The 21,566-nt window shown below is 71.3% G+C and carries 17 protein-coding genes; 5 read left to right on the top strand and 12 right to left on the bottom strand.

The window, feature by feature from the left end:
• Positions 1 to 66: 66 nt before the first annotated feature.
• A complete protein-coding gene (locus FNH04_RS14035) occupies positions 67 to 1,038 on the top strand; it encodes an LLM class flavin-dependent oxidoreductase (RefSeq protein ID WP_152784003.1) in 972 nt (323 codons plus the stop codon).
• Positions 1,039 to 1,154: 116 nt separating this feature from the next.
• On the opposite strand, the gene FNH04_RS14030 is transcribed toward FNH04_RS14035, so the two are convergent.
• The 4 genes from FNH04_RS14030 to FNH04_RS14010 all read right to left on the bottom strand — a co-directional run bounded on the left by FNH04_RS14030 (position 1,155) and on the right by FNH04_RS14010 (position 7,520).
• Positions 1,155 to 2,573, bottom strand: coding sequence for a sugar porter family MFS transporter (locus FNH04_RS14030; RefSeq protein WP_322723029.1), 1,419 nt, complete (start codon positions 2,571 to 2,573; stop codon positions 1,155 to 1,157).
• A gap of 302 nt (positions 2,574 to 2,875) precedes the next feature.
• Positions 2,876 to 6,430, bottom strand: a complete 3,555-nt coding sequence (smc, locus tag FNH04_RS14025) for a chromosome segregation protein SMC (RefSeq protein WP_322723028.1) — start codon at positions 6,428 to 6,430, stop codon at positions 2,876 to 2,878.
• Positions 6,431 to 6,655: 225 nt separating this feature from the next.
• Positions 6,656 to 6,859, bottom strand: a complete 204-nt coding sequence (locus tag FNH04_RS14020) for a hypothetical protein (protein ID WP_152784001.1) — start codon at positions 6,857 to 6,859, stop codon at positions 6,656 to 6,658.
• Positions 6,860 to 7,238: 379 nt separating this feature from the next.
• Positions 7,239 to 7,520 carry an acylphosphatase gene (locus FNH04_RS14010; RefSeq protein WP_152783997.1) on the bottom strand — a complete coding sequence of 94 codons (282 nt, stop codon included), beginning with the start codon at positions 7,518 to 7,520 and terminating at the stop codon, positions 7,239 to 7,241.
• A 147-nt stretch (positions 7,521 to 7,667) separates the two neighbouring features.
• On the opposite strand from FNH04_RS14010, the gene FNH04_RS14005 reads away from it, so the two are divergent.
• Both FNH04_RS14005 and FNH04_RS14000 read left to right on the top strand, forming a co-directional pair.
• Positions 7,668 to 8,618 carry a CAP domain-containing protein gene (locus FNH04_RS14005; protein ID WP_152783995.1) on the top strand — a complete coding sequence of 317 codons (951 nt, stop codon included), beginning with the start codon at positions 7,668 to 7,670 and terminating at the stop codon, positions 8,616 to 8,618.
• Positions 8,619 to 8,695: 77 nt separating this feature from the next.
• Positions 8,696 to 9,076, top strand: a complete 381-nt coding sequence (locus FNH04_RS14000; protein WP_152783993.1) for a winged helix-turn-helix transcriptional regulator — start codon at positions 8,696 to 8,698, stop codon at positions 9,074 to 9,076.
• On the opposite strand, the gene mutM is transcribed toward FNH04_RS14000, so the two are convergent.
• The 8 genes from mutM to recG all read right to left on the bottom strand — a co-directional run bounded on the left by mutM (position 9,049) and on the right by recG (position 16,591).
• Positions 9,049 to 9,909 carry a bifunctional DNA-formamidopyrimidine glycosylase/DNA-(apurinic or apyrimidinic site) lyase gene (gene mutM / locus FNH04_RS13995; RefSeq protein WP_322723027.1) on the bottom strand — a complete coding sequence of 287 codons (861 nt, stop codon included), beginning with the start codon at positions 9,907 to 9,909 and terminating at the stop codon, positions 9,049 to 9,051. The two genes, FNH04_RS14000 and mutM, sit on opposite strands and share 28 nt — an antisense overlap.
• A 167-nt stretch (positions 9,910 to 10,076) precedes the next feature.
• Positions 10,077 to 10,934, bottom strand: coding sequence for a ribonuclease III (rnc, locus tag FNH04_RS13990; RefSeq protein WP_152783991.1), 858 nt, complete (start codon positions 10,932 to 10,934; stop codon positions 10,077 to 10,079).
• A 19-nt stretch (positions 10,935 to 10,953) separates the two neighbouring features.
• Positions 10,954 to 11,127 carry a 50S ribosomal protein L32 gene (gene rpmF, locus FNH04_RS13985; protein WP_028802425.1) on the bottom strand — a complete coding sequence of 58 codons (174 nt, stop codon included), beginning with the start codon at positions 11,125 to 11,127 and terminating at the stop codon, positions 10,954 to 10,956.
• A gap of 2 nt (positions 11,128 to 11,129) precedes the next feature.
• Positions 11,130 to 11,774 carry a YceD family protein gene (locus FNH04_RS13980; RefSeq protein ID WP_152783989.1) on the bottom strand — a complete coding sequence of 215 codons (645 nt, stop codon included), beginning with the start codon at positions 11,772 to 11,774 and terminating at the stop codon, positions 11,130 to 11,132.
• Positions 11,775 to 11,901: 127 nt separating this feature from the next.
• A complete protein-coding gene (locus FNH04_RS13975; RefSeq protein WP_322723026.1) occupies positions 11,902 to 12,984 on the bottom strand; it encodes an ATP synthase F0 subunit B in 1,083 nt (360 codons plus the stop codon).
• 120 nt (positions 12,985 to 13,104) lie between these two features.
• The gene (gene coaD, locus FNH04_RS13970; protein WP_194236675.1) at positions 13,105 to 13,584 is read right to left on the bottom strand and encodes a pantetheine-phosphate adenylyltransferase; all 480 of its coding nucleotides are present in this window, start codon (positions 13,582 to 13,584) and stop codon (positions 13,105 to 13,107) included.
• A 26-nt stretch (positions 13,585 to 13,610) separates the two neighbouring features.
• Entirely contained in the window at positions 13,611 to 14,198 is a 588-nt protein-coding gene (gene rsmD, locus FNH04_RS13965; RefSeq protein ID WP_152783985.1) for a 16S rRNA (guanine(966)-N(2))-methyltransferase RsmD, read from the bottom strand.
• A gap of 164 nt (positions 14,199 to 14,362) precedes the next feature.
• On the bottom strand, positions 14,363 to 16,591 hold the full coding sequence (gene recG, locus FNH04_RS13960; protein WP_152783983.1) for an ATP-dependent DNA helicase RecG: 2,229 nt from the start codon (positions 16,589 to 16,591) through the stop codon (positions 14,363 to 14,365).
• A gap of 167 nt (positions 16,592 to 16,758) precedes the next feature.
• Here recG and FNH04_RS13955 point away from each other — a divergent pair, with 167 nt between their 5' ends.
• Complete coding sequence (locus tag FNH04_RS13955; protein WP_152784014.1) at positions 16,759 to 18,606, top strand: HSP90 family protein; 1,848 nt, start codon at positions 16,759 to 16,761, stop codon at positions 18,604 to 18,606.
• Positions 18,603 to 21,566, top strand: a 2,964-nt coding sequence (locus tag FNH04_RS13950; RefSeq protein WP_152783981.1) for a tetratricopeptide repeat protein, incomplete at its 3' end; no start/stop codon positions are given. The genes FNH04_RS13955 and FNH04_RS13950, both read left to right, overlap by 4 nt.

Below are 21,566 nucleotides of genomic sequence, written 5' to 3'. Positions count from 1 at the left end.
ATCGCTGGCAACCTGACACGCCGTCAGCTACTGTCCCCCTTCACACCAGCCAGAAGGGGGTCCGCCATGCCCGTCACGGTCGTCCGCTTCAACCTCGTCGAGCCCGGCGCTACCCCGGCGTCGCTGAGCGCCCGCTACCGGGCCGCCGTCGAGATGGCCGCGTACGCCGACGACCGCGGGATCACCACCGTGCAGACCGAGGAGCACCACGGTGTCGCAAACAACTGGCTGCCCTCGCCGTTCGCCTTCGCGGGCGCGGTCTTCGGAGCGACCCGGCGTATCGCCGTGACCGTGTCGGCGGTCATCGGTCCGCTGCACGACCCGCTGCGGCTGGCCGAGGACATCGCCGTGCTGGACCTGCTGAGCGGCGGGCGGCTGGTGACGGTGGCGGGGATCGGGTACCGGCCGGAGGAGTACGCGCTGTTCGACGTGGAGTGGAAGCGGCGCGGCCTGCTCCAGGACGAGCTGCTGGAGACGGTCCTGAAGGCGTGGACCGGGGAGCCGTTCACGTACCGGGGGCGCACGGTCCGCGTCACCCCGCGCCCGTACACCGAGCCGCATCCGCTGCTGCTGGTCGGCGGCTCGTCCAGGGCCGCGGCCCGCCGGGCGGCACGGCTGGGCCTGCCCTTCTTCCCGAGCGCGCATCTGCCGGAGCTGGAGGCGTACTACGAGGAACGGCTCGCCGAGTACGGAACCGAGGGCTGGACCATGATGCCCGCGGCCGAGACCCCGCTGCTACACCTCGCCGAGGACCCGGACCGGGCATGGGCGGTGTACGGCGAGCACTTCCTGCACGAGGCGCGGACGTACGCCTCCTGGCAGTCGGAGGGGACCCGCTCGGCGGTGAAGTCGGAGGCCACGACGGTGGCGGAGCTGCGTGCCGAGGGCGTGTACCGGATCCTCACACCGGACGAGTGCCTGGCGCAGGGGCTGGACAGCTTCGTCCTGCACCCGCTGTCGGGCGGGATGCCGGTCGACGAGGGCTGGCGCAGCCTGCATCTGTTCTGCGAGGACGTCCTGCCGAGGCTGGAGAACTGACGCCGCCGCCCCGGCCCGGTAGGTGGCCGGGCCGGGGCGGCGGAGGGCACGAGGAGAAGGGCGGCGGGAACGTGGCCCGTCTCCCCGGACTCGGTGGAGGCGTCACCCCACCGGGCTCAGCCCATCTCCTCCAGCGTCTTGCCCTTCGTCTCCGTCACGAACTTCAGCACGAAGGGGATGGAGAGCGCGGCGAAGACCGTGTAGATCACGTAGGTCAGGGAGAGGTTCCAGTCGGCCAGCGACGGGAAGCTCGCGGTGATGGCCCAGTTGGCGATCCACTGCGCGGAGGCGGCCACACCCAGGGCGGCGGCGCGGATCCTGTTCGGGAACATCTCGCCCAGCATGACCCAGACGACGACGCCCCAGGACAGGGCGAAGAAGAGCACGAACACATGGGCGGCGATCAGGGCGACCCAGCCCTGGGTGGCCGGCAGCCTGCCGTCGACGAGGTCGTAACTGAACGCCCAGGCCTCCAGCGCGAGCCCGGCGACCATGCCGACGGAGCCGATCACGGCGAGCGGACGGCGGCCGATGCGGTCCACGAAGATCATGGCGATCACGGTGCCCACGATGTTGATGATCGACGTCGTGAACGAGTAGAAGAACGACTCGGCCGGGTCGACGCCGACGGACTGCCACAGCGTCGAGGAGTAGTAGAACGCGACGTTGATGCCGACGAACTGCTGGAAGACCGAGAGGCCGATGCCGATCCACACGATCGGCTTGAAGAAGAAGCTGCCGCCGAGCAGGTCCTTGAAGGTCGACTTGTGTTCGCGCCTCATGGCGAGTTCGATCTCGGCGACCCGGGCGTCGAGGTCGGTGTCCTTGCCCTCGATGTCGGCGAGCACCTCACGGGCGCGCGTGTCCTTGCCGACGGAGATCAGGAACCGCGGGGACTCGGGGATCGCGAAGGACAGCAGCCCGTACAGGACGGCCGGGACGACCATCACGCCGAGCATGAGCTGCCAGGCCTCCAGGCCCAGCAGCTCGCCGCGCTGGTCACCGCCCGCGGCGTTGAGGATGCCCCAGTTGACCAGCTGGGAGATGGCGATGCCGACGACGATGGCGGCCTGCTGGAAGGAACCGAGGCGGCCGCGGTACGCGGCGGGGGCGACCTCGGCGATGTAGGCGGGGCCGATCACGGAGGCCATGCCGATGGCGAAGCCGCCGACGACACGCCAGAAGGCGAGGTCGTAGAGGGCGAAGGGCAGCGCCGAGCCGACCGAGCTGACGGTGAACAGCACGGCCGCGATCTGCATGCACCGGATGCGGCCGATGCGGTCGGCTATGCGTCCCGCCGTGGCGGCGCCGACGGCACAGCCGATCAGCGCGACGGCGATGACCTGCGCCAGCGCCGCGGAACCGATGCCGTAGCGGTCCCGTATGGCCTCGACGGCGCCGTTGATGACGGCACTGTCGTAGCCGAAGAGGAAGCCGCCCATCGCGGCTGCCGCCGCGATGAAGATGACGTGGGACAGATGCTCGGGATGGGCGTCCCGGGCTCCTGTCTTGGATCCCTGCGCTGTGCTGGTCACGTGAACTCCTCGGGCCACCGGCGACGTCGCCGGTGTGGGTGCGTGTCCTTTCAGGGGGCACTACCTGAAGGTAAAAAGAACGTTGCCGAGACTATGCCTTCAAGTTTCGAAGTCAACAAGGGGGCCTGTCCGGGAAGTTGCCGCGAGGCCAGCCCAGCAGCCATGAGGAGTTGACTTCAAAAGTTGAACACAAATTAGGCACACGATCCCCACTACCCCGAAGTTCCCGAGGCAAGCAGACGGGGGCGGGCCGTCCCGCGGACGGGAGTCCCGACGACGGGGCCTGGCAGCCCCGACGGGGATCAGCGAAGCCGCTGGCTGATGACCTTCGACACCCCGTCGCCCTGCATGGAGACGCCGTACAGCGCGTCGGCGACCTCCATCGTCCGCTTCTGGTGGGTGATCACGATCAGCTGCGAGGCCTCCTGCAGCTCCTGCATGATGCGGATCAGGCGCTGGAGGTTGGTGTCGTCCAGGGCCGCCTCGACCTCGTCCATCACATAGAACGGGCTGGGCCGCGCCTTGAAGATCGACACGAGCAGCGCGACGGCGGTGAGCGACCGCTCGCCGCCGGAGAGCAGGGAGAGCCGCTTGACCTTCTTGCCCGGGGGCCGCGCCTCGACGTCGACTCCCGTGGTGAGCATGTTGTCGGGATCGGTGAGGACGAGCCGCCCGTCACCGCCCGGGAACAGCCGGCTGAACACGCCCTCGAACTCCCGGGCCGTGTCCCGGTAGGCCTCGGTGAAGACCTGCTCGACGCGCTCGTCGACCTCCTTCACCACCTGGAGGAGATCGGCCCGCGTCTTCTTCAGGTCCTCCAACTGCTCGCTGAGGAACTTGTGGCGCTCCTCCAGCGCCGCGAACTCCTCCAGGGCGAGCGGGTTGACCTTGCCGAGCTGCTGGTACGCCCGCTCGGCCGCCTTGAGCCGCTTCTCCTGCTCGGCGCGGACGAAGGGCTTCGGCTGGTTGCGCGGGTGCTCCGGGTCCTCGGGAAGTTCCTCGCCCTCGGCCGCGAGCGAGGGCGGTACGAGCTGGTCGGGACCGTAGTCCGAGACCAGCCCCGCCGGCTCCACGCCCAGCTCCTCCAGCGCCTTCGTCTCCAGCTGCTCTATCCGCAACCGCTTCTCCGCGCCGAGGACCTCGCCCCGGTGCACCGAGTCGGTCAGCTTGTCGAGCTCCGCCTTGAGGTCCCGGCCCTCGTTACGGGCCTGGGTGAGCTCCTGCTCCCGGCGGGCCTTGGCGGCCTCGGCGGCGGTGCGCTCCTCCTCGGCGCGGGTGAGGGAGACCTCGACATGGGCGAGCAGCTGCCGGGCGCCGGACGCGACGGCCTCGGCCACGGCCGCCTCGTGTCGCAGCCGTGCCCTGCGCTGTTCGGCCCGCGCCCGCGCCTCACGCTCGGCGCGCGCGGCGCGGTCCAGTGAGTCGGCCCGCCCCGCGAGCCCCTTGACGCGCTCCTCGTGGGTGCGCACCTGGAGCCGGGCCTCCATCTCGGTCTGCCGGGCGTTGGCGCCGTCGGCGGCGAGCCGGTCCCGAACGGAGGTGTCGGGCTCCTCCTCGACCGGCATCTCCTCGGCGACGGCGAGCCGTTCGGCCAGTTCCTCGGCCTCCTGTACGGCCTTGTCGAGCGCCTCCTGGGCCCGGGCGGCCGCGGCGGTACTGCGCTCGGCCTCCCCGACGGCACCGCGCGCCTGTCCGGCGAGCCGTCCGAGCTGCTGGGCCACGGCCGACTTCTCCCGGTCGGCCGCCCGACGCCGCTCCCCCAGCTCCTCGACGAGCGCGGACCGCTCCCTGCGCCGCTCGGCGGCCTGCTGCTGGGCCTCGGTCAACTCCTCGCACCGTACGGCGAGTTCTTCCAGCTCGGCCGCCGCCTCGTCGACGGACGCCTGGACTTCGAGCAGGCTGGGCGCCCCGGCGGAGCCGCCGTGCGCGAAGTGCGCGCCCAGCAGATCGCCCTCGGCGGTGACGGCGGTCAGCTCGGGCCGCGCGCCGACGAGGTCCTCGGCGTCCTCCAGGGTGCCGACGACGACCACGCCCCGCAGCAACCGCCGTACTGCGGGCATGAGTTCGGCGGGCCCGCGGACCAGGTCGGCGGCGAACGGCGGGCCGTCGGTCAGTTCCCGCGGCGGTACGTCATCGGGGGCGCCGCTCAGCAGCAGCGCCGCCCGCCCCGCGTCCTGCTTGCGGAGCAGGCGGATGGCGTCGGCCGCGGAGGCCGGGGTCGTCATCGCGATCGCGTCGGCCGCCGCGCCGAAGGCCGCGGCCACCGGAACCTCGTAGCCGGGGGTCACCGTGAGCAGCTCGGCGGCCGGGCCCAGCAGTCCGCCGAGCCGGTCCTTCGCGGTCAGCAGGGCGCCCGTGCCGTCCTTGCGGCGCAGGCCGAGGGCAAGGGCCTCGTGACGGGCCTGGGTCGCGGCCCGCTTGCGCTCGGCCACCGTGGCCGCCTCGCGGGCCGCCGTCAGGGCCGCCTCCGCCTCGGCCAGCGCCCGCTTGGCCTCCTCGTGCCGTTCCCCGAGCTCCAGGTCGCCCGCGTCGAGGCCGTCGACCTCGGCCTTCAGGGCCTCGTACTCCTCCTGGGCCGCGACGGCACGTTCCTGCGCCTCGTCCCGTGCGACGGCGAGGCGGTCGATCTCGGCCTGGGCGGAGGCCGCGCGGGAACGGGCCGCGTTGACCTGGCCGGTCAGACGGGCCAGGCCCTCGCGGCGGTCGGCGATGGCGCGGGCGACGTCCTTCAGCCGGCGTTCCTCGGCGGCCAGCTCGCGCTCCAGCTCGGCCCGGTGCGCGACCGTGTCCTCCAGGGCGCGCTCGGCCGCCTCCAGGGCCGCTTCGAGTTCGGCCTCCTGCTCGCGGATGCGGGCGGCCTCGCGCTCCATGTCCTCCGGATCACGCCCGCGCCGCTCCTCCGGGGGCGCTGAGGTGGCGCTCTTCACCCGGGCGTCGGCCAGCGAGATCGTGCCGCGTACCCGCTCGGCGAGCTGCGACAGCTCGTACCAGGTGTGCTGGGCCCGCTGGAGGCGCGGGGTGAGCTGCCGTACCTCGTCCTCCAGGAGCGCTTCCCGCTGGAGTGCCTTCTTCAGCTCGGCCTCGGCGGTCTCCTTGCGCTGCTTCAGCGCGGCCTCGTCGGCGATCTCGGCCTGGAGCGACTGGCGCAGTCGTACGAGATCGTCGGCGAGCAGGCGCAGCCGGGCGTCGCGGAGGTCGGCCTGGATGACGGCGGCCCGGCGGGCGACCGCGGCCTGGCGGCCGAGTGGCTTCAGCTGGCGTCTGAGCTCGTCGGTGAGGTCCTGGACGCGGGCCAGGTTGGCCTGCATCGCGTCCAGCTTCCTGAGCGCCTTCTCCTTGCGCTTGCGGTGCTTGAGGACGCCGGCCGCCTCCTCGATGAAGGCGCGGCGGCCCGTGGGGTCGGCGTGCAGGACGGAGTCTAGCTGGCCCTGGCCGACGATGACGTGCATCTCGCGGCCGATGCCGGAGTCGGAGAGCAGCTCCTGGATGTCCAGCAGGCGGCAGGTGTCGCCGTTGATCTGGTACTCGCTGCCGCCGTTGCGGAACATGATCCGCGTGATGGTGACCTCGGCGTACTCGATGGGCAGGGCGCCGTCGGAGTTGTCGATGGTCAGGGACACCTCGGCACGGCCGAGCGGTGGGCGCCCGGTGGTGCCGGCGAAGATGACGTCCTCCATCTTGCCGCCGCGCAGCGACTTGGCCCCCTGCTCGCCCATGACCCAGCTCAGTGCGTCCACGACGTTGGACTTGCCCGAGCCGTTCGGGCCCACGACACACGTGATGCCCGGCTCGAACCGCAGCGTGGTGGCCGAGGCGAACGATTTGAACCCGCGAAGGGTCAGGGCCTTGAGGTGCACGCCGCCGGACTCTACCTTCCGGCCATGTCTCACTCCATGAACGCGCGGTTTCGCCCATGAACGCGAAGGGCACACCAGACGTTATAGAGAGTGAGTGGGCGCGCGGGGAGGGCGCCGGGGGGCAAGAAGAAGGGACGCCGAAGAGGCGTCCCTTGCAGAGCTGACAACTTAGCGGTTGATATGGGCCGCCCAACCACTGCTGTCATGTGTTGGGTGATGCAGTGATCAGGTGAGCGCAGGCTCCGCCTGGTGTGCGTCGATGCTCTCGACAAACGAGTCGTGAGAAGCGGCAGCCTGCAGAGCGTCCTTCTCGGCCTGGATCCGTACGAGCTCGGATTCCAGGTCTTGGACACGCTGCTGGAGCCGTCGCATCTCGGCGAGGAGTCGCGGGTCGGAGCCGCCGACGTAACCGAGAAGCGCCTTTGCCATGATGGATGGTCCTCCACACTGAGTGACCGACCGAAGCGGTGTGGGTCGTGAGGGAAATCGCACCTTCAGTGCTTGGCACTGTTCAGTTTTGCTGCCGTTCGTCCATGCCAAACAGCTAAGGTGCGCGGGGCTTTCAGCGTCTCACCAAAAAGTTTGACGGTCAACACGATCACGGCCCGCAATGGCGGGCAACCCGGGGGCGCGCGGCCCGAACGGGCGGCGCTGCGGCTCCTGCGAGGCCCTGAGGGCGAGGAGATCATCCTTCATCGCGGAGCCTGCCACGACAAGCGGTTATTGGCAACCACCAGGCCGTTTCCACTTCTGGCGGGTGCCAAGGGCATTTTCCGGCCGCTCCGGCCGACCGGATCCACCCCCGGACTCACCGGACGGCGAAGCCGTCGTACCCCCCGCGAGGTGTGTCCCAGATCTCTGTGACACCGTCCACGCGCCCGGGCGTGTCGCCGCCCTGAAGCCAGTCGAGCAGCCCCTGACACCCCTCGCGTGGGCCCTCGGCAACCACCTGGACGCGTCCGTCTGCCAAATTGAGAGCAAAACCACTCAGTCCGCCGATCTCCAGCGCCCGAGCCCGGGTGAACCAGCGGAAACCGACCCCTTGGACGTGTCCGCGCACCCATGCGACCAGCCGTGCATCCTCGCTCATGCCTGCACGCTAACCGGGCAATGTCACTCGGGACACTCCGTCCCCCGGCGTCATGCTGTACCGTCCCGGTCCAATGAATCTCATATGAAACTCACTCCTTCGTGTGAGTTCAGTGAAGAGACCGCAAGGTCGAGGAAGGCCAGGACAATGGGACGCCACCGACGCTCAGCCGCCGGCCGCGCCGCCAGGGGCCGCGCCACGGGGGTTGCGCACGCGCAGGACGTGACCCCCGAGCACTACGGCCCTGAGAACCTGTACGGCTTCGCAGCGGTCCTCGAAGCCGAGACGTCGCAGGGGCGGCGTTCGCACCGCAAACAGAAGAAGACCGTCACACCCGTGAAGACCGGCCTGCTCGGCGTGTCCGCGGCCGTCGCGCTCGGCACCGCCGCTGTGGCCACGGGTGTCCTGCCCGGCGGCGACAAGTACGCCATCAGCGGTGGCAGCTCCGACACGGTGGTACCGGCCAGCACCTCTCCGTCGGGCCTGGAGACCCAGCAGGGCGGCACGGACGGCACCGCGGACCGCGGTGACGAGTCCACGAGCCGCAACTCCGAGCGCGAAACCTCACCTTCCGCGTCCCCCTCGACGGCCACGCCGTCCACGACGCCTCCCAAGGAGCCGTCGGCCGAGGAGACCGAGTCGAAGAAGCCCGAGAAGGACACCGACGACGAGAAGGCCGGGAAGAAGCCCGAGAAGGAGTCGTCGTCGGGGCTCTCCGCGGAGGTCCGCGCCGAGGCCGAGGTGCTCCGCCTGGTCAACGTGGAGCGGGAGAAGGCCGGCTGCAGCCCGGTGGCGGCGAACAGCGCGCTGGCGGATCTGGCCGGGGCGTTCAGCGACGACATGGCCAAGCGCGGCTTCTTCGACCACACCGACCCCGAGGGGAACACCCCGTGGGACCGGGCCGCGGCGCTGGGGATCACTGACCTGGGCGGGGAGAACATAGCGCGCGGGCAGGCGACCGCCGAGGCGGTGATGGAGGCCTGGATGAACAGCCCCGGTCACCGGGCGAACATTCTGAACTGCGACTTCAAGACCCTCGGTGTGGGCGTCAGCCTCGGCCAGGGTGGGCCTTGGTGGACTCAGGACTTCGGGTACTAGAAGCCCCTCCCGGCACAGCGCTAACCGACAGTTAGTGCAATCTTCTGGTTAGCGCTGTGTCGGAGTATGCTCATGGTATGGAACTCGACGCCCTCCCCTTTGACGTGTTCGCGAAGAACTGTCCGTCCAGGGGCACCCTGGAGCATGTGACGGGTCGCTGGGGTGTGCTCACACTGGGGGCGCTGCACGAGAGCTCGTTGCGGTTCAACGAGCTGCGCCGCCGCGTCGACGGGGTCAGCGAGAAGATGCTGTCGCAAACCCTGCACGCCCTGGAACGCGACGGTCTGGTCCACCGCGAGGCCCAGCTGACCAACCCACCCCGCGTCGACTACTCGCTCACCCCGCTGGGCCGTGAGGTCTCCGAGCGCCTGCTGTCCCTCATCGAGTGCGTCGAGGGCCGTATGGAGGACGTGCTGCGGGCCCGGGAGCGTTACGACGAGACCCGTGGCGCCCGCTGACAGCGCGGGCAGAAGTAGCTGGAGCGGTTCATCCAGGCCCGTCGCCGCATCGGGGTGGCACAGCGCCGGCAGGGCAGCCCCTCGCGGCCGTACGCGTCCAGTGAGCGGTCGAAGTAGCCCGACTCGCCGTTGACGTTGACGTACAGGCTGTCGAAGCTCGTGCCGCCCACGGAGAGGGCCGCGTTCATCACGTCCCGTACGTGGCCCAGGAGTTCGAGGGTGCGCGGGCGCGTGAAACCGGCGGTGGGGCGCTCGTAGTGGATGCGTGCGCGCCACAGCGCCTCGTCCGCGTAGATGTTGCCGACGCCGCTGATCAACGACTGGTCGAGCAGGGCCCGTTTGATGGTCGTGCGCCTGCGGCGCAGCGCCTGATGGAATGCCTCGGCGTCGAACAGCGGGTCGAGTGGGTCGCGCGCGATGTGCGCGATGACGTCGGGCAGCCCGTCGGGCGTCGTGTCGTGCAACGAGAGCCCGCCGAAGGTCCGTTGGTCGACGAAGCGGAGTTCCGTGCCCAGCGCGTCCGCGAAGCGCACACGGATACGGAGGTGCTTCTCGTCGGACGCGTCGTGCGGCTGTACCAGCAACTGACCGCTCATGCCCAGATGGGCGAGCACCGCGATGCCCGAGTCCGCCACGGGCAGCCACAGGTACTTGCCGCGGCGACTGGGCTCACCTATGGGGTGGCCCTTGAGGCGGTGCGCGAAGTCCTCGGCGCCTGCGAGGTGGCGGCGGATCGCCCGCGGGTGCAGTACCTCCACGTCGGCGACGGTCCGGTGGGCCACCCAGCGGTCCAGTCCGCGCCGTACGACCTCGACCTCGGGCAGTTCGGGCACGGGGGCCTCCGGAAGCGTGACGGGGTGACGTCCGCAGCGTACAAGGCGGTCGCGAGCCGTTCCCGCCCGCCCTGTGCCCGGAACGACGCGGGCGCCACGCTGGTCGAACGGCGGACCCCGCCACGGCACAGGGGCCGTGGCGGGGTCCGTCACGCGTGACGAAGGGGTCAGGCAGTGGCCGTGCCGCTCGCCGGGGGCGAGGCGGTGTCAGGGCTCTCTTCGGATGCCTCGGCCCGCTTCTCAGCGGCTTCTGCCGCCTCAGCCGCCGCCTTCGCGCGCTCGTCCGCCGCGGAGCGGATCGAGCGCCAGGCGGACTCGGCGGCCTGCTGCTCCGCCTCCTTCTTGCTGCGGCCGGTGCCGGTGCCGTACGAGACGCCTCCGACGCGGGCGGCAGCAGTAAAGGTCTTCTCGTGGTCGGGGCCGGTCTCCGTGACCAGGTACTCGGGCACGCCGAGCCCCTCGGTCGCGGTGAGCTCCTGGAGGCTGGTCTTCCAGTCCAGGCCGGCTCCGAGATTGGAGGACTTTTCGATCAGCGGGTCGAACAGGCGGTGCACCAGCTCCGCCGCCGAGTCCAGCCCCTGGTCGAGATAGACCGCACCGATCACCGCTTCGAGGGTGTCGGCGAGGATGGACGCCTTGTCCCGGCCGCCCGTGCCCTCTTCACCCCGGCCGAGCCGGATGAAGGAGCCGAGCTCGAGGCCACGGCCCACCTCCGCAAGCGCACGCGAGTTGACCACCGCGGCCCGCAGCTTGGCCAGCTGGCCCTCGGGCAGGTCGGGGTGGGTGCGGTACAGCGTGTCCGTGACCACCAGGCCGAGCACGGAGTCCCCGAGGAACTCCAGGCGCTCGTTGGTGGGCAGACCGCCGTTCTCGTACGCGTAGGAGCGGTGGGTCAGCGCACGCACCAGAAGGGCGGACTCGACCTTGTAGCCGAGCCGCCCTTCCAGAAGCGTGTGGGACGAGGCTGTGTTGTCCGCCGGACCACCTCCGCCTGCGCGGAGAGAGTGCTTCTTGGCGTCAGACATCAGACCTCTCACCGGCCGCTCAGACTTCGAGGACCTGGCGCTTGTTGTAGGTGCCGCAAGCGGGGCACGCGATGTGCTGCTGCTTGGGCTCGTGGCAGCGCTCGCACGCAACCAGGGTGGGGACCGCAGCCTTCCACTGCGACCGGCGGTGGCGCGTGTTGCTGCGCGACATCTTCCGCTTCGGAACAGCCACGGCTACTTCTCCTGCTTCTCGTCGACGCCCGGTTCGGCGCCGCTCATCTCGTCCTTCTCGCCGTCTCCGAGTGAACCGGCGAGTCCCTGCAGTGCCGCCCAACGGATGTCGACGGCGTCGTGGTGGTGGTCCGGGTCGTCCGCCAGCCGGGCTCCGCACTCGGAGCACAGGCCGGGGCAGTCGTCCTGGCACACCGGCTGCATCGGCAGTGCGAGCACCACCGCGTCACGCAGCACGGCTTCGAGGTCGAACAGGCCGTCCTCGATGAAGAACCTGTCCTCGTCTTCCTCGGCGTCGTCGGCCGGTTCCGCCTTCACACGGCCCCGGTCGTCGGCGTCAGGGTACGAGAACAACTCCTGGAAGTCCGCTTCGAGCGTGAGCTCCAGCGGCTCCAGACACCTTACGCACTCCCCCTTGGCCGTGGCACGGGCGGTGCCCGTGACGAGCACCCCTTCCATGACCGACTCCAGACGGAGTTCGAGCTCCACCGGGGCGCCTTCCGGCACTCCGATGACTCCCTGGATACCGAGGTCCTTGGGGGCGTCGACCGTGCGGGTCAGGCGCTGCAGCGCGCCTGGCCGCCGGCCCAGCTCGTGCGTGTCGAACACGAGAGGGTTGCGGTGGTCGAGGCGGGCGTTGGGAGCCATTTCTGCTTTCGGTCTTCGGAGCTGAGAGGGACGCTGCCCCGCGGTGTTCCGGGCAGCTGTGATCGCGGACGTACGCGCGACCGAAGAGCCAGGATACTGGACCTTGCGCTCAGGTCCCAATCCGCTGTCAGCGACCCTGCTCGTACCGGCGCAGCTGCTCCGCGCTGATCATGGTGGTGTCGAAGAGACTCGTCTCGTCGAGGGTGTTCGGCTGGGGCTGGGTGTACTGCTGGTGGCCCTGGTGCTGCTGGTCCGAGTGCGACTGGTGCGGCTGGTGCGCCTGCCGGCCCTGGCTCGGGTCGTAGCCGGTCTGGGCCGGGTAGGCAGCGTACGGGTCGGCCTGCTGGTAGCCGTACGGGTCGGTCTGCTGGGCGTACTGCTGCTGGTAGCCGTACTGGTCCTGCTGCTGGTACGCGTAGGCGTCCTGCGGGGCGTACTGCGGCTGAGCCGGGATCTCGGGGGTCCGGGCGGCGGGCTCCGGGGTGTCCGCGACGGCGGCCAGGCCGGCCAGGTAGTCGGAGTCGCTGGTGTGCTGCACCGGTGTGCCGTCGTCGTTCAGGGCGAGGGCGCCGAGGTCGTCGGTGGCGATACGGCCGTGGAGCTTCTCGCGGCCCCGCCCGACGGCTTCCAGGGTCTTGGCGAGGACCGCCTCGAAGGCGCCCAGCTTGGCGTCCACGTACGCGTCCGCGTCGCGGCGCAGGGTCTCCGGGTCGTGGCTGCGCTCGGGGGCGTCGGCGTCCTCATAGCCGTTCTCGTCGGTGCCGGGGCCCGTGCCGAGGAGCTTCTCGCGGCCGCGGCCCACGGAGCCGAGGGTCTTGGTGAGGACGACCTCGAAGTTGGCGAGCTTCGAGTCCACGTAGTCGTCGGCCTCCGCGCGGATCTCCTCGGCCTCCTGGCGGGCCTCGGTGAGGATGCGGTCGGCCTCGTTCTGGGAGCGGCGCGCGACCTCGGTGTCGGAGATCAGGGAGCCGCGCTCGGCGTGCGCGCCCTCGATGATCCGCTCGGCCTCCAGGCGGGCCCGCTCGACCATCTGCTCGCGGTCGCCGATCAGCTCCTGGGCCTGGGCGAGGGAGCCGGGCAGGGCCTCGCGCACCTCTTCGAGCATCGAGAGCAGCTCGGCGCGGTTGATCACGCACGAGGCCGACATGGGCATGGCCCTGGCACTGGAGACCGCGGCGACGATCTCGTCGAGCTTCTTCTGCACGTCCACCTGTGCTCGCCACTCTCTACAGCCGGGTTGGAGACGGACGGATCGACTGTACGGCCACTCGCGCCCCACCCGACACCGGGTGACGGGGAGTCAGGAGCCCAGGGCTCCGCCGTGGCGCGCTCAGTCCTTTCTGAGGCGCCCGTTCAGGGCCTCGAGGACCACCGGCGGCACCAGGTGGGAGACGTCGCCGCCCCAGGCCGCGACCTCCTTGACCAGTGAGGACGACAGGAAGCTGTAGGTGGGGTTGGTGGGCACGAAGAGGGTCTCCACGCCCGAGAGGCCGTTGTTCATCTGGGCCATCTGCAACTCGTAGTCGAAGTCGCTGACCGCGCGCAGGCCCTTGACGATGGCAGGGATGTCGCGCTGCTTGCAGAAGTCGACGAGAAGGCCGTGGAATGCCTCGACCTCGACATTCCCGTACTCGGCGGTGACCTCGCGGATCAGGTCGATGCGCTCGTCGACGGTGAACAGGCCCTGCTTCGACTTGTTGATCATCACCGCGACGTGCACGACGTCGTACAGCTTGGAGGCACGGGCGATGATGTCGAGGTGTCCGTTGGTGATGGGGTCGAACGACCCGGGACAGACGGCGCGGCGCAACTGGGGTCCCTCGCTCTCCGGTCCGGTCATCGTGCGTTGTCGCACGTAGAGGCGGCGCGACCGTACCAAAGCGTTCCTTCCCCGTAGCGACGGGATCGAAGGGCGTCGAAGCTTTCCGGCCACCGGAATTCACCGCCTCTGGTGCTGCGCTCCACGGTGACGAGGGCTTCCCCCGCCAGCCAGCCCCCCGTGCGGAGTGTGAGCAGAATCTCCCGAAGATCGTCGTCCGTGACCGCGTACGGAGGGTCGAGGAAGGCGATGTCGTACGGCGTGGCCGGTGCCGCGGTCCTGGCGATCTGTTCCGCTTTGCCTGCCCTGACCTCGGCGCCGGGGAGGCCCAGGGCCTTCACGTTCTCCCGGACCGTGCGGACGGCTCGGGCGTCCGCCTCGACGAGCAGGGTGTGGCCGGCGCCCCGGCTGAGTGCCTCCAGGCCGACGGCACCGGAGCCGGCGTACAGGTCGAGGACACGCTCGCCGTCCAGCGGGCCGCCGAGCAGGGACTGCCAGGTGGAGAAGAGGCCCTCGCGTGCGCGGTCGGAGGTGGGGCGGGTGCCGTTGCCCGGCGGGACGGCCAGGCGGCGCCCACCGGCTGCGCCGGCGATCACGCGGGTCATCTCGGGTCCTTGTTCGTGGGAGTGGTTACGGTCCAGTTTGGCAGGCGTGGGGGTCAGAGGCGGGTGGGCGGTGGTGGGTGTGTGGTTTCTTTCGCCCCCGCCGCCCCTACGGATATGCCTGGCCTGAAAAACCGGGCCCCGGTGTCACGGCGTCTGCGAGATCCTCAGCCCTTCTCCAGGTACTGCTCCCTCTCCTCGTCGAGCAGGGCGTCCAGGGCCGTGCGCAGGCCCGGGAGGTGCTCCAGCTCGGGGTCGGCAGCGACCACGGCTGCCGCTTCCTCGCGGGCCTCCGCGATGATCTCCTCGTCCTCTATGACGGCGAGCATGCGCAGCGAGGTGCGGGCGCCGGACTGTGCCTGGCCGAGGACGTCGCCCTCACGGCGCTGTTCGAGGTCGATACGGGAGAGCTCGAAGCCGTCGAGGGTGGACGCCACGGCGTTCAGGCGCTGGCGGGCCGCGCTCGCCTCCGGCATCTCCGTGACCAGGAGGCACAGGCCGGGAGCCGCGCCACGGCCGACGCGGCCGCGCAGCTGGTGGAGCTGGGAGACGCCGAAGCGGTCGGCGTCCATGATCACCATCGCGGTGGCGTTCGGGACGTTGACGCCGACCTCGATGACGGTCGTCGCCACCAGGACGTCCGTGTCCCCGGCTGCGAAGCGGCGCATCACGGCGTCCTTGTCGTCGGGCTGCATGCGGCCGTGCAGCACCTCGACCCCGAGCCCGTGGAGAGGCCCCTTGGCGAGCTGGTCGGCGATGTCGAGGACGGCGAGGGGCGGGCGCTTCTCGGCCTCGTCCTCGGAGGGCTTCTTGCCGGCGCCCTTCTTGGGCGCGTCCTCCTCGTCGCCGATGCGGGCGCACACCACGTACGCCTGATGGCCGTTGCCCACTTCCTCCCGTACCCGCTCCCACGCGCGCGCGAGGAAGTGCGGTTTGTCGGCGGCCGGTACTACATGGCTGGCGATCGGGGAGCGTCCGGCGGGGAGCTGGTCGAGTACGGAGGTCTCCAGGTCGCCGAAGACCGTCATCGCGACCGTGCGCGGGATGGGCGTGGCGGTCATGACGAGCAGGTGCGGGGGCTGCTTGCCCTTGCCGCGCAGGGCGTCGCGCTGCTCGACGCCGAAACGGTGCTGCTCGTCGACGACCACGAGCCCGAGGTCGTGGAACTGCACCTTGTCCTCGATCAGCGCGTGCGTGCCGATGACGATCCCGGCCTCCCCGGTGGCCAGGTCGAGCAGGGCCTGACGCCGGGCGGCGGCGCCCATGGAGCCGGTCAGCAGGACGACCTTGGTGGCGTGCTCGGCACCGCCCAGCATGCCGCCCTCCGCCAGCTCTCCCATCATCTCGGTGACCGACCGGTGGTGCTGCTGGGCGAGCACTTCCGTCGGCGCGAGCATGGCCGCCTGGCCTCCCGTGTCGACGACGGCGAGCATGGCGCGGAGGGCCACCATCGTCTTTCCCGATCCGACCTCCCCCTGGAGCAGCCGGTGCATCGGATGCTCGGTGGCGAGGTCGTCGAAGATCTCCCTGGAGACCTTCTGCTGGCCTTCGGTGAGGGTGAAGGGGAGGCGGGCGTCGAAGGCGGTGAGGAGACCGTCCGGCGCGGGCCTGCGAGCCACCGCCGGGAGTTGGGCGTCGGCGTGGCGGCGGCGGGCGAGGGCGACCTGGAGGACGAAGGCCTCGTCCCACTTGAGGCGGTCGCGGGCGCCCGCGATGTCCGCCTTCGTGTGGGGGCGGTGGATCTTGAGGAGGGCTTCGGGGAGGGGGACCAGGCCGCGGCCCTCCCGGAGGGAGTCCGGGAGTGGGTCGAGGGCCTCCTGCGCGCTGGGGAGGACCGTCTGGACGGCCTTGGCGATCTTCCAGGACTCCAGCTTGGCGGTGGCCGGGTAGAGGGGGATGAGGGCGCCCGCCCAGCTGTCGATGGTCTGCGCCGCGTCTCCCGTGTCGCCGCGCAGCAGCTCGTACGCCGGATGGGCCAGCTGGAGGCGGCGGTTGAAGACGGAGACCTTGCCGGCGAACAGCGCGCGCGTGCCGGGCAGGAGCTCCTTGTGGGGCTTGTGCACGCCGTTGCCGAAGAAGACCAGCTGGAGGCGGCCGCTGCCGTCCGTGATGGTCACTTCGAGGCGCTGTCCCTTGCCCCGCGGGGCCTTGGACGAGGCGAACGTGTGCAGGCGGGCGTCGGCGACCTGGGCGACCACCGTCACGTGCTCGTCCATGGGCAGATCGGCGAGGTGGGTGAGCTGCCCGCGCTCCTCGTACCTGCGGGGATAGTGGTGGAGCAGGTCTCCGACGGTGTGCAGGCCGAGGTGCTCGGCCATCACCTTCGCGGTGGCGGGGCCGAGCACCGACTTCAGGGGTTGTTCCAGTGGTTCTTTCAGTGCGGGCACGAGATCCATTGCACACCACGGCACTGACAATGCCGTATACGTCTTGGAAATCCGCTGGTCAGGCGGGTAGTTCGCGGCCTAGGATGCGCACCTCCGGCTCCCTTCCGCGGTCACCGCCCCACCGGGACCGCCCGACCCCGCGCCGTCGACCGTCCCCCACCCACGGCGCCGTGACGATGGACTCCCAGACCTCACAGTCATCCCAAGCACCTCAGGCACCGCAGACGCCTCACACGTTCCAGGTCGACCTGCGTGGTCTGGTGGACCTGCTCTCCCATCATCTCTACTCCAGTCCCAAGGTCTATCTGCGCGAGCTGCTGCAGAACGCCGTGGACGCGATCACCGCTCGGCACGCCGAGCAGCCCGACGCGCCCGCCCGCGTGCGGCTGTTCGCGGAGAACGGCTCGCTCCGCGTGGAGGACTCCGGCGTCGGGCTCACCGAGTCCGACGTGCACAGCCTTCTGGCGACCATCGGCCGCAGCTCCAAGCGGGCCGACGGCCTGGAGTCCGCGCGCTCCGACTTCCTGGGCCAGTTCGGCATCGGGCTGCTGGCCTGCTTCGTGGTCGCCGAGCGCATCCGGGTGGTCAGCCGCAGCGCCCGTACGCCCGGCGCGGCGCCCGTGGAGTGGTCCGCGACCGACGACGGGTCGTACACCGTGCGCACGCTCCCCCAGGACGCCCGTGCCGAGCCGGGCACGACCGTGCACCTGGTGGCGCGGCCCGGGGCGGCCGACTGGCTGAGCCACGAGCGGGTGCTGTCCCTGGCTCGGGACTTCGGCTCGCTGCTGCCGTACGACGTACGTGTCGGCGACGAACCCGTCACCGATGTGCCGGCGCCCTGGGAGCGCGCGTACCCCTCCCCCACCACCCGCAGGGTCGCCCTGGCGCGGCACTGCCACGACCTGTTCGGGTTCACGCCGCTGGACTCGATCGAGCTGGACGTGCCGCTGGCGGGGATCCGGGGCGTGGCGTACGTGCTGCCGTCCGCGGTGAGCCCCGCGCAGCGGGCGAGCCACCGCGTGCACCTGAAGGGCATGCTGCTCACGGAGCGCGCCGAACAGCTGCTGCCGGACTGGGCGTTCTTCGTGCGGTGCGTCCTCGACACGGACAGTCTGCGGCCCACGGCGTCGCGCGAGTCGCTGTACGAGGACGAGACCCTGGCGGCCGTGCGGGAGGCCCTGGGCGAGCGCATCCGGTCCTGGCTGACCGGGCTCGCGGCGGGCGATCCCGAGCGGCTGGCGGCCTTCCTGTCGGTGCACCACCTGGGCGTGAAGTCCCTGGCGCGGCACGACAAGGAGATGCTGCGGACGATGCTGCCGTGGCTGCCGTTCGAGACGACGGACGGGCGGCTGTCCCTGGAGGAGTTCGCGCAGCGGCACCCGGTGGTGCACTTCACGCGGACGGTCGAGGAGTACCGGCAGGTCGCGCCGATCGCGTCCGCGCAGGGCGTGGGCGTGATCAACGGCGGCTACACGTACGACACCGAGCTGGTCGAGGCCCTGCCGTCGGTGCGTCCGGGGACGGTGGTCGCCGAGCTGGACGCCGACACGGTGACCGCGCATCTGGACTCGGTGGACCCGGCGGAGGAGCTGGCCCTGTCGGGCTTCCTGGCGGCCGCGCGGGCCAGGCTCGACTCCCTGGGGTGCGATGTCGTCCTGCGTGCCTTCCATCCGCTGTCGGTGCCCGCGCTGCATCTGGACGACCGGGCGGCCCGCCACGAGCAGGCGCGCGCGGAGGCCGAGGAGCAGGCCGACGACCTGTGGGCGGGCATCCTCGGTTCCCTGCGGGGCAGCGCCCCACGCGCGCGGCTGGTGCTCAACCACCTGAACCCGCTGATCCGGAGAATCAGTTCCCTGAAGGACCCGGAGCTGATCGGCACCGCCACGGAGTCCCTCTACGGTCAGGCCCTGCTGATGGCGCAGCGCCCGCTGCGTCCCGCGGACTCCGCGCTCCTGAACCGCGCTTTCATCGGCCTCCTGGAGTGGGCCACGCACACCGAGTCCGGGGAGGACGGCAGCCGATGAGCGACTTCAGCGGGTTCGCCGAGATCACGGCCTTCGACGAGCTGCGCCACGCGATGGCGGAGAACTACGAGCAGCCGGAGGGCCCCGCCCGCAACGCGCGCGCGGAGCACCTGCTCGTCCAGGCCGAGAAGCTGAACGTCCCGCTCGCCGTGATCGAGGCGCTCGGGCACCAGCTGAAGGTCTACAACTACAGCTCCGAGAAGGACAAGATGTTCGTCCCGTTCGCGCGCCTGCTGCGCATGTGGGACGAGCGCCCGGAGGAGTTCGACGAGTACGAGACCCACTCGCTGCACTGGGTCTTCAAGTGGATGTCGGCCGGCATGCTGAACCAGCCGCACGTCCCGCTCGCCTCCATCGAGAAGTGGCTTGGCGAGATGGAGCACCGCTACCGGCTCGCCGGGCACTCCGAACGGGCCGTGCGCAGTGCCGAGTTCAGCGTGGCCGCGCACATCGGGGACCTGGAGCGGGCCGAGCGGGCGTACGGGGCGTGGCTGGCGGCCGACCGGGACAGCATGGCCGACTGCCATGCCTGCGAACTGCACGGGCAGGGTTCGTGGCAGGCGCGGCGCGGCGAGGACGCCGAGGCGCTGGAGCTGTGGGCGCCGGTCCTGGAGGGCCGTTACACGTGCGCCCACGAGCCGCACGCGGTGCTGGCGGCGTCCCTGCTGCCGCTGGTGCGCCTGGACCGCCCGGACGAGGCGCGCGCCCACCATCTGCGGGGCTTCCGGCTCGTACGGACCATGGAGAGCATGCGGGGCGCGTACGCGGACCATGTGGAGTTCTGCGCCCTGACCGGCAACGAGGCGCGTGGCCTCGAGCTGCTGGCCGAGCGCCCGGCGTACTTCACGGACGAGGGTGACCCGCGCAGCAAGCTGGACTTCACGGCGGTCGTGGCGCTGCTCATGGACCGTCTGTCCGAGCGCGGTCTGGGCGACCAGCCGGTCCCCGGTCCCGCCGGCCGTACCTGGACGGCCCGCGAACTCGCCGCCCACGCGCGCGGGGAGGCTCTTGCGCTGGCCGCGCGCTTCGACGAGCGCAACGGCACGCCGTACGTCGGTGCGCGCGCCAGGGAGCGCATGGACCAGCGGCCGCTGGTGGACCGGCTGCCGCTGGGGGTGCGCGCGACACGGCAGGTGTCCCTCGCGGCGCCCAGGCCGCCCGCGCCCGTGGAGCCGGCGGCGCCGGACACGCCCTTGGACCTTCCCGCCCTGCTCGCCGAGGCGCGGCGGCTCGCCGATGGCGTCCACCCCGACGCCGTGGAGGCCTGGGCCGCGGTGGCGCGGGCGGCGGAGGCCGAGGGTGCGGTGCTGGACGCGTACGACCGGGCCGAGATCGCCGACCACGAGGCGATGGGCCTCGGCCCCGGGGGACTCGACCTCTTCGCGCGCGCGGCCGAGTTGTACGAGGAAGCGGGCGACCCCGGGGAGGCGCTGGCCGCACACGCGCGCCGGGCCTCCGTCCACGCCTACACGGGGCAGACGGACGCCGCTCTGGCGCTTGTCCGCGAGCCGTACGAGAAGATCCGCGCGCTCTTCGCGGAGGGCGCGACCGGGGTGCGGCAGACGGCGTCCGTGCTGGTGAGCCGCGCCCGCATACTGATGCAGCGGCTGGACGAGGCGCAGGGGGACGACGCCGGGGAGGCCGTGGCCGCCGCCGAGGAGGCGGTACGGGAGCTGCTGGCACTCGCCGAGCCGCACACCGCGGAGGTACGGCTTGCCTCGCGGGCCGCGGAGGCGCTGGGGATGCTCGGCGAGCTGGCCGCGCGCGGCGGGGACGCCGAGGCCGCGGCGGGTCTGCTCGCCCGGTCCGCCGAGGCGTACGTGGCGGCCGGGCTGCCGTGGTTCGCGGTGGAGCAGGAGGCGCGGCTCGCCGGCGCCGCACGGCACCTCGGGGACCTGGAGACGGCCGAGCGGGCGGCATGGGCGGCGCTGAAGCACGGGGCGCCGTACCTGGAGCCGATGGGGCACGCGCAGCTGCACCTGCAGTACGCCGAAGTGCTCAGTGAGACCGGGCGGTTCGAGCCCGCGGCCGAGCATGCCCTGGAGGCGGCGCACTGGGCCGACGAGGCGGGTGAGGGGCCGACGCTCGGGGCGTGGGCGCGGCATCAGCTCGGTGGCTGTCTGCTGCGGCAGGGGCGGTGGGCCGAGGCCGCCGAGATACTGGAGTCGGCGCTCTTGGACCTCACCGCCGAGACGCACGGCGACGGGGCGATCGTGCAGACGCAGTGGTGGCTGGGCGACTGCCTCGCCGAGCTCGGGGAGCACCGGGGCGCTGCCGAACGATGGCTGCAGGCCGCCGAGATCGCCCGGCACTGGCCCGAGCAGCGGGACCACGCGATGCTCGCCCACCTCGCCGCGGAGGCTCTGGGGCACGCGGGGCTGCCCGCCGAGGCCGAGCAGGCGTACGCGCGCGCCGGGGATCTGTGGCGTGAGCTCGGCAATGTCCATGGTCTGGTCCGTGCCCTGCGCGCGCGGGCCTGGGTCGTGGGGCGGGATGGCGAAGGGCTGGACCGTGCGCGGGACTTGATGGCGGAGGCCGTCGCGGAGTGCGAGGCGGTGCTGGCGGCCGGGGCGTTCGGGGCCTTGGAGGACAGCGAGGAGGGCGAGGGGGCCGAGGAGGCGCGTCAGCAGATGGTCGCCGAACTCGGCCAGTCGTACCGCCAGTTCGGGGACCTGGTCGCCCGCTCCGCACCGGAGGACGCGGAAGCCGCCGAGGTCCGGCCGGTGTTCGAGGAGGCGCTGGGCCATATGACGCGGGCGATCGACACGTACGGTTCGCTCGGCGAGGCCGCGCTCGATCCGCGCACCGGTGCGGAGCTCGCGGCCGGCTGGCTGGAGGCGGACCTCCACCGCCCGGCCGAGGCGTCGGCACGCGCGCGTGGGGTGCTGGCGGCGTACGAGGGCCGGGAGGGCGAGGTCGCGGAGGCGCGGCGGGCGGAGGCCGAGCGGATGGTGGAGCTG

The sequence above is a fragment of the Streptomyces phyllanthi genome (assembly GCF_009377205.1).
Lineage (GTDB): Bacteria > Actinomycetota > Actinomycetes > Streptomycetales > Streptomycetaceae > Streptomyces > Streptomyces phyllanthi.
The sequence above is the reverse complement of the archived record's forward strand: the minus strand, read 5'-3'. Positions and strand labels throughout refer to the sequence as shown.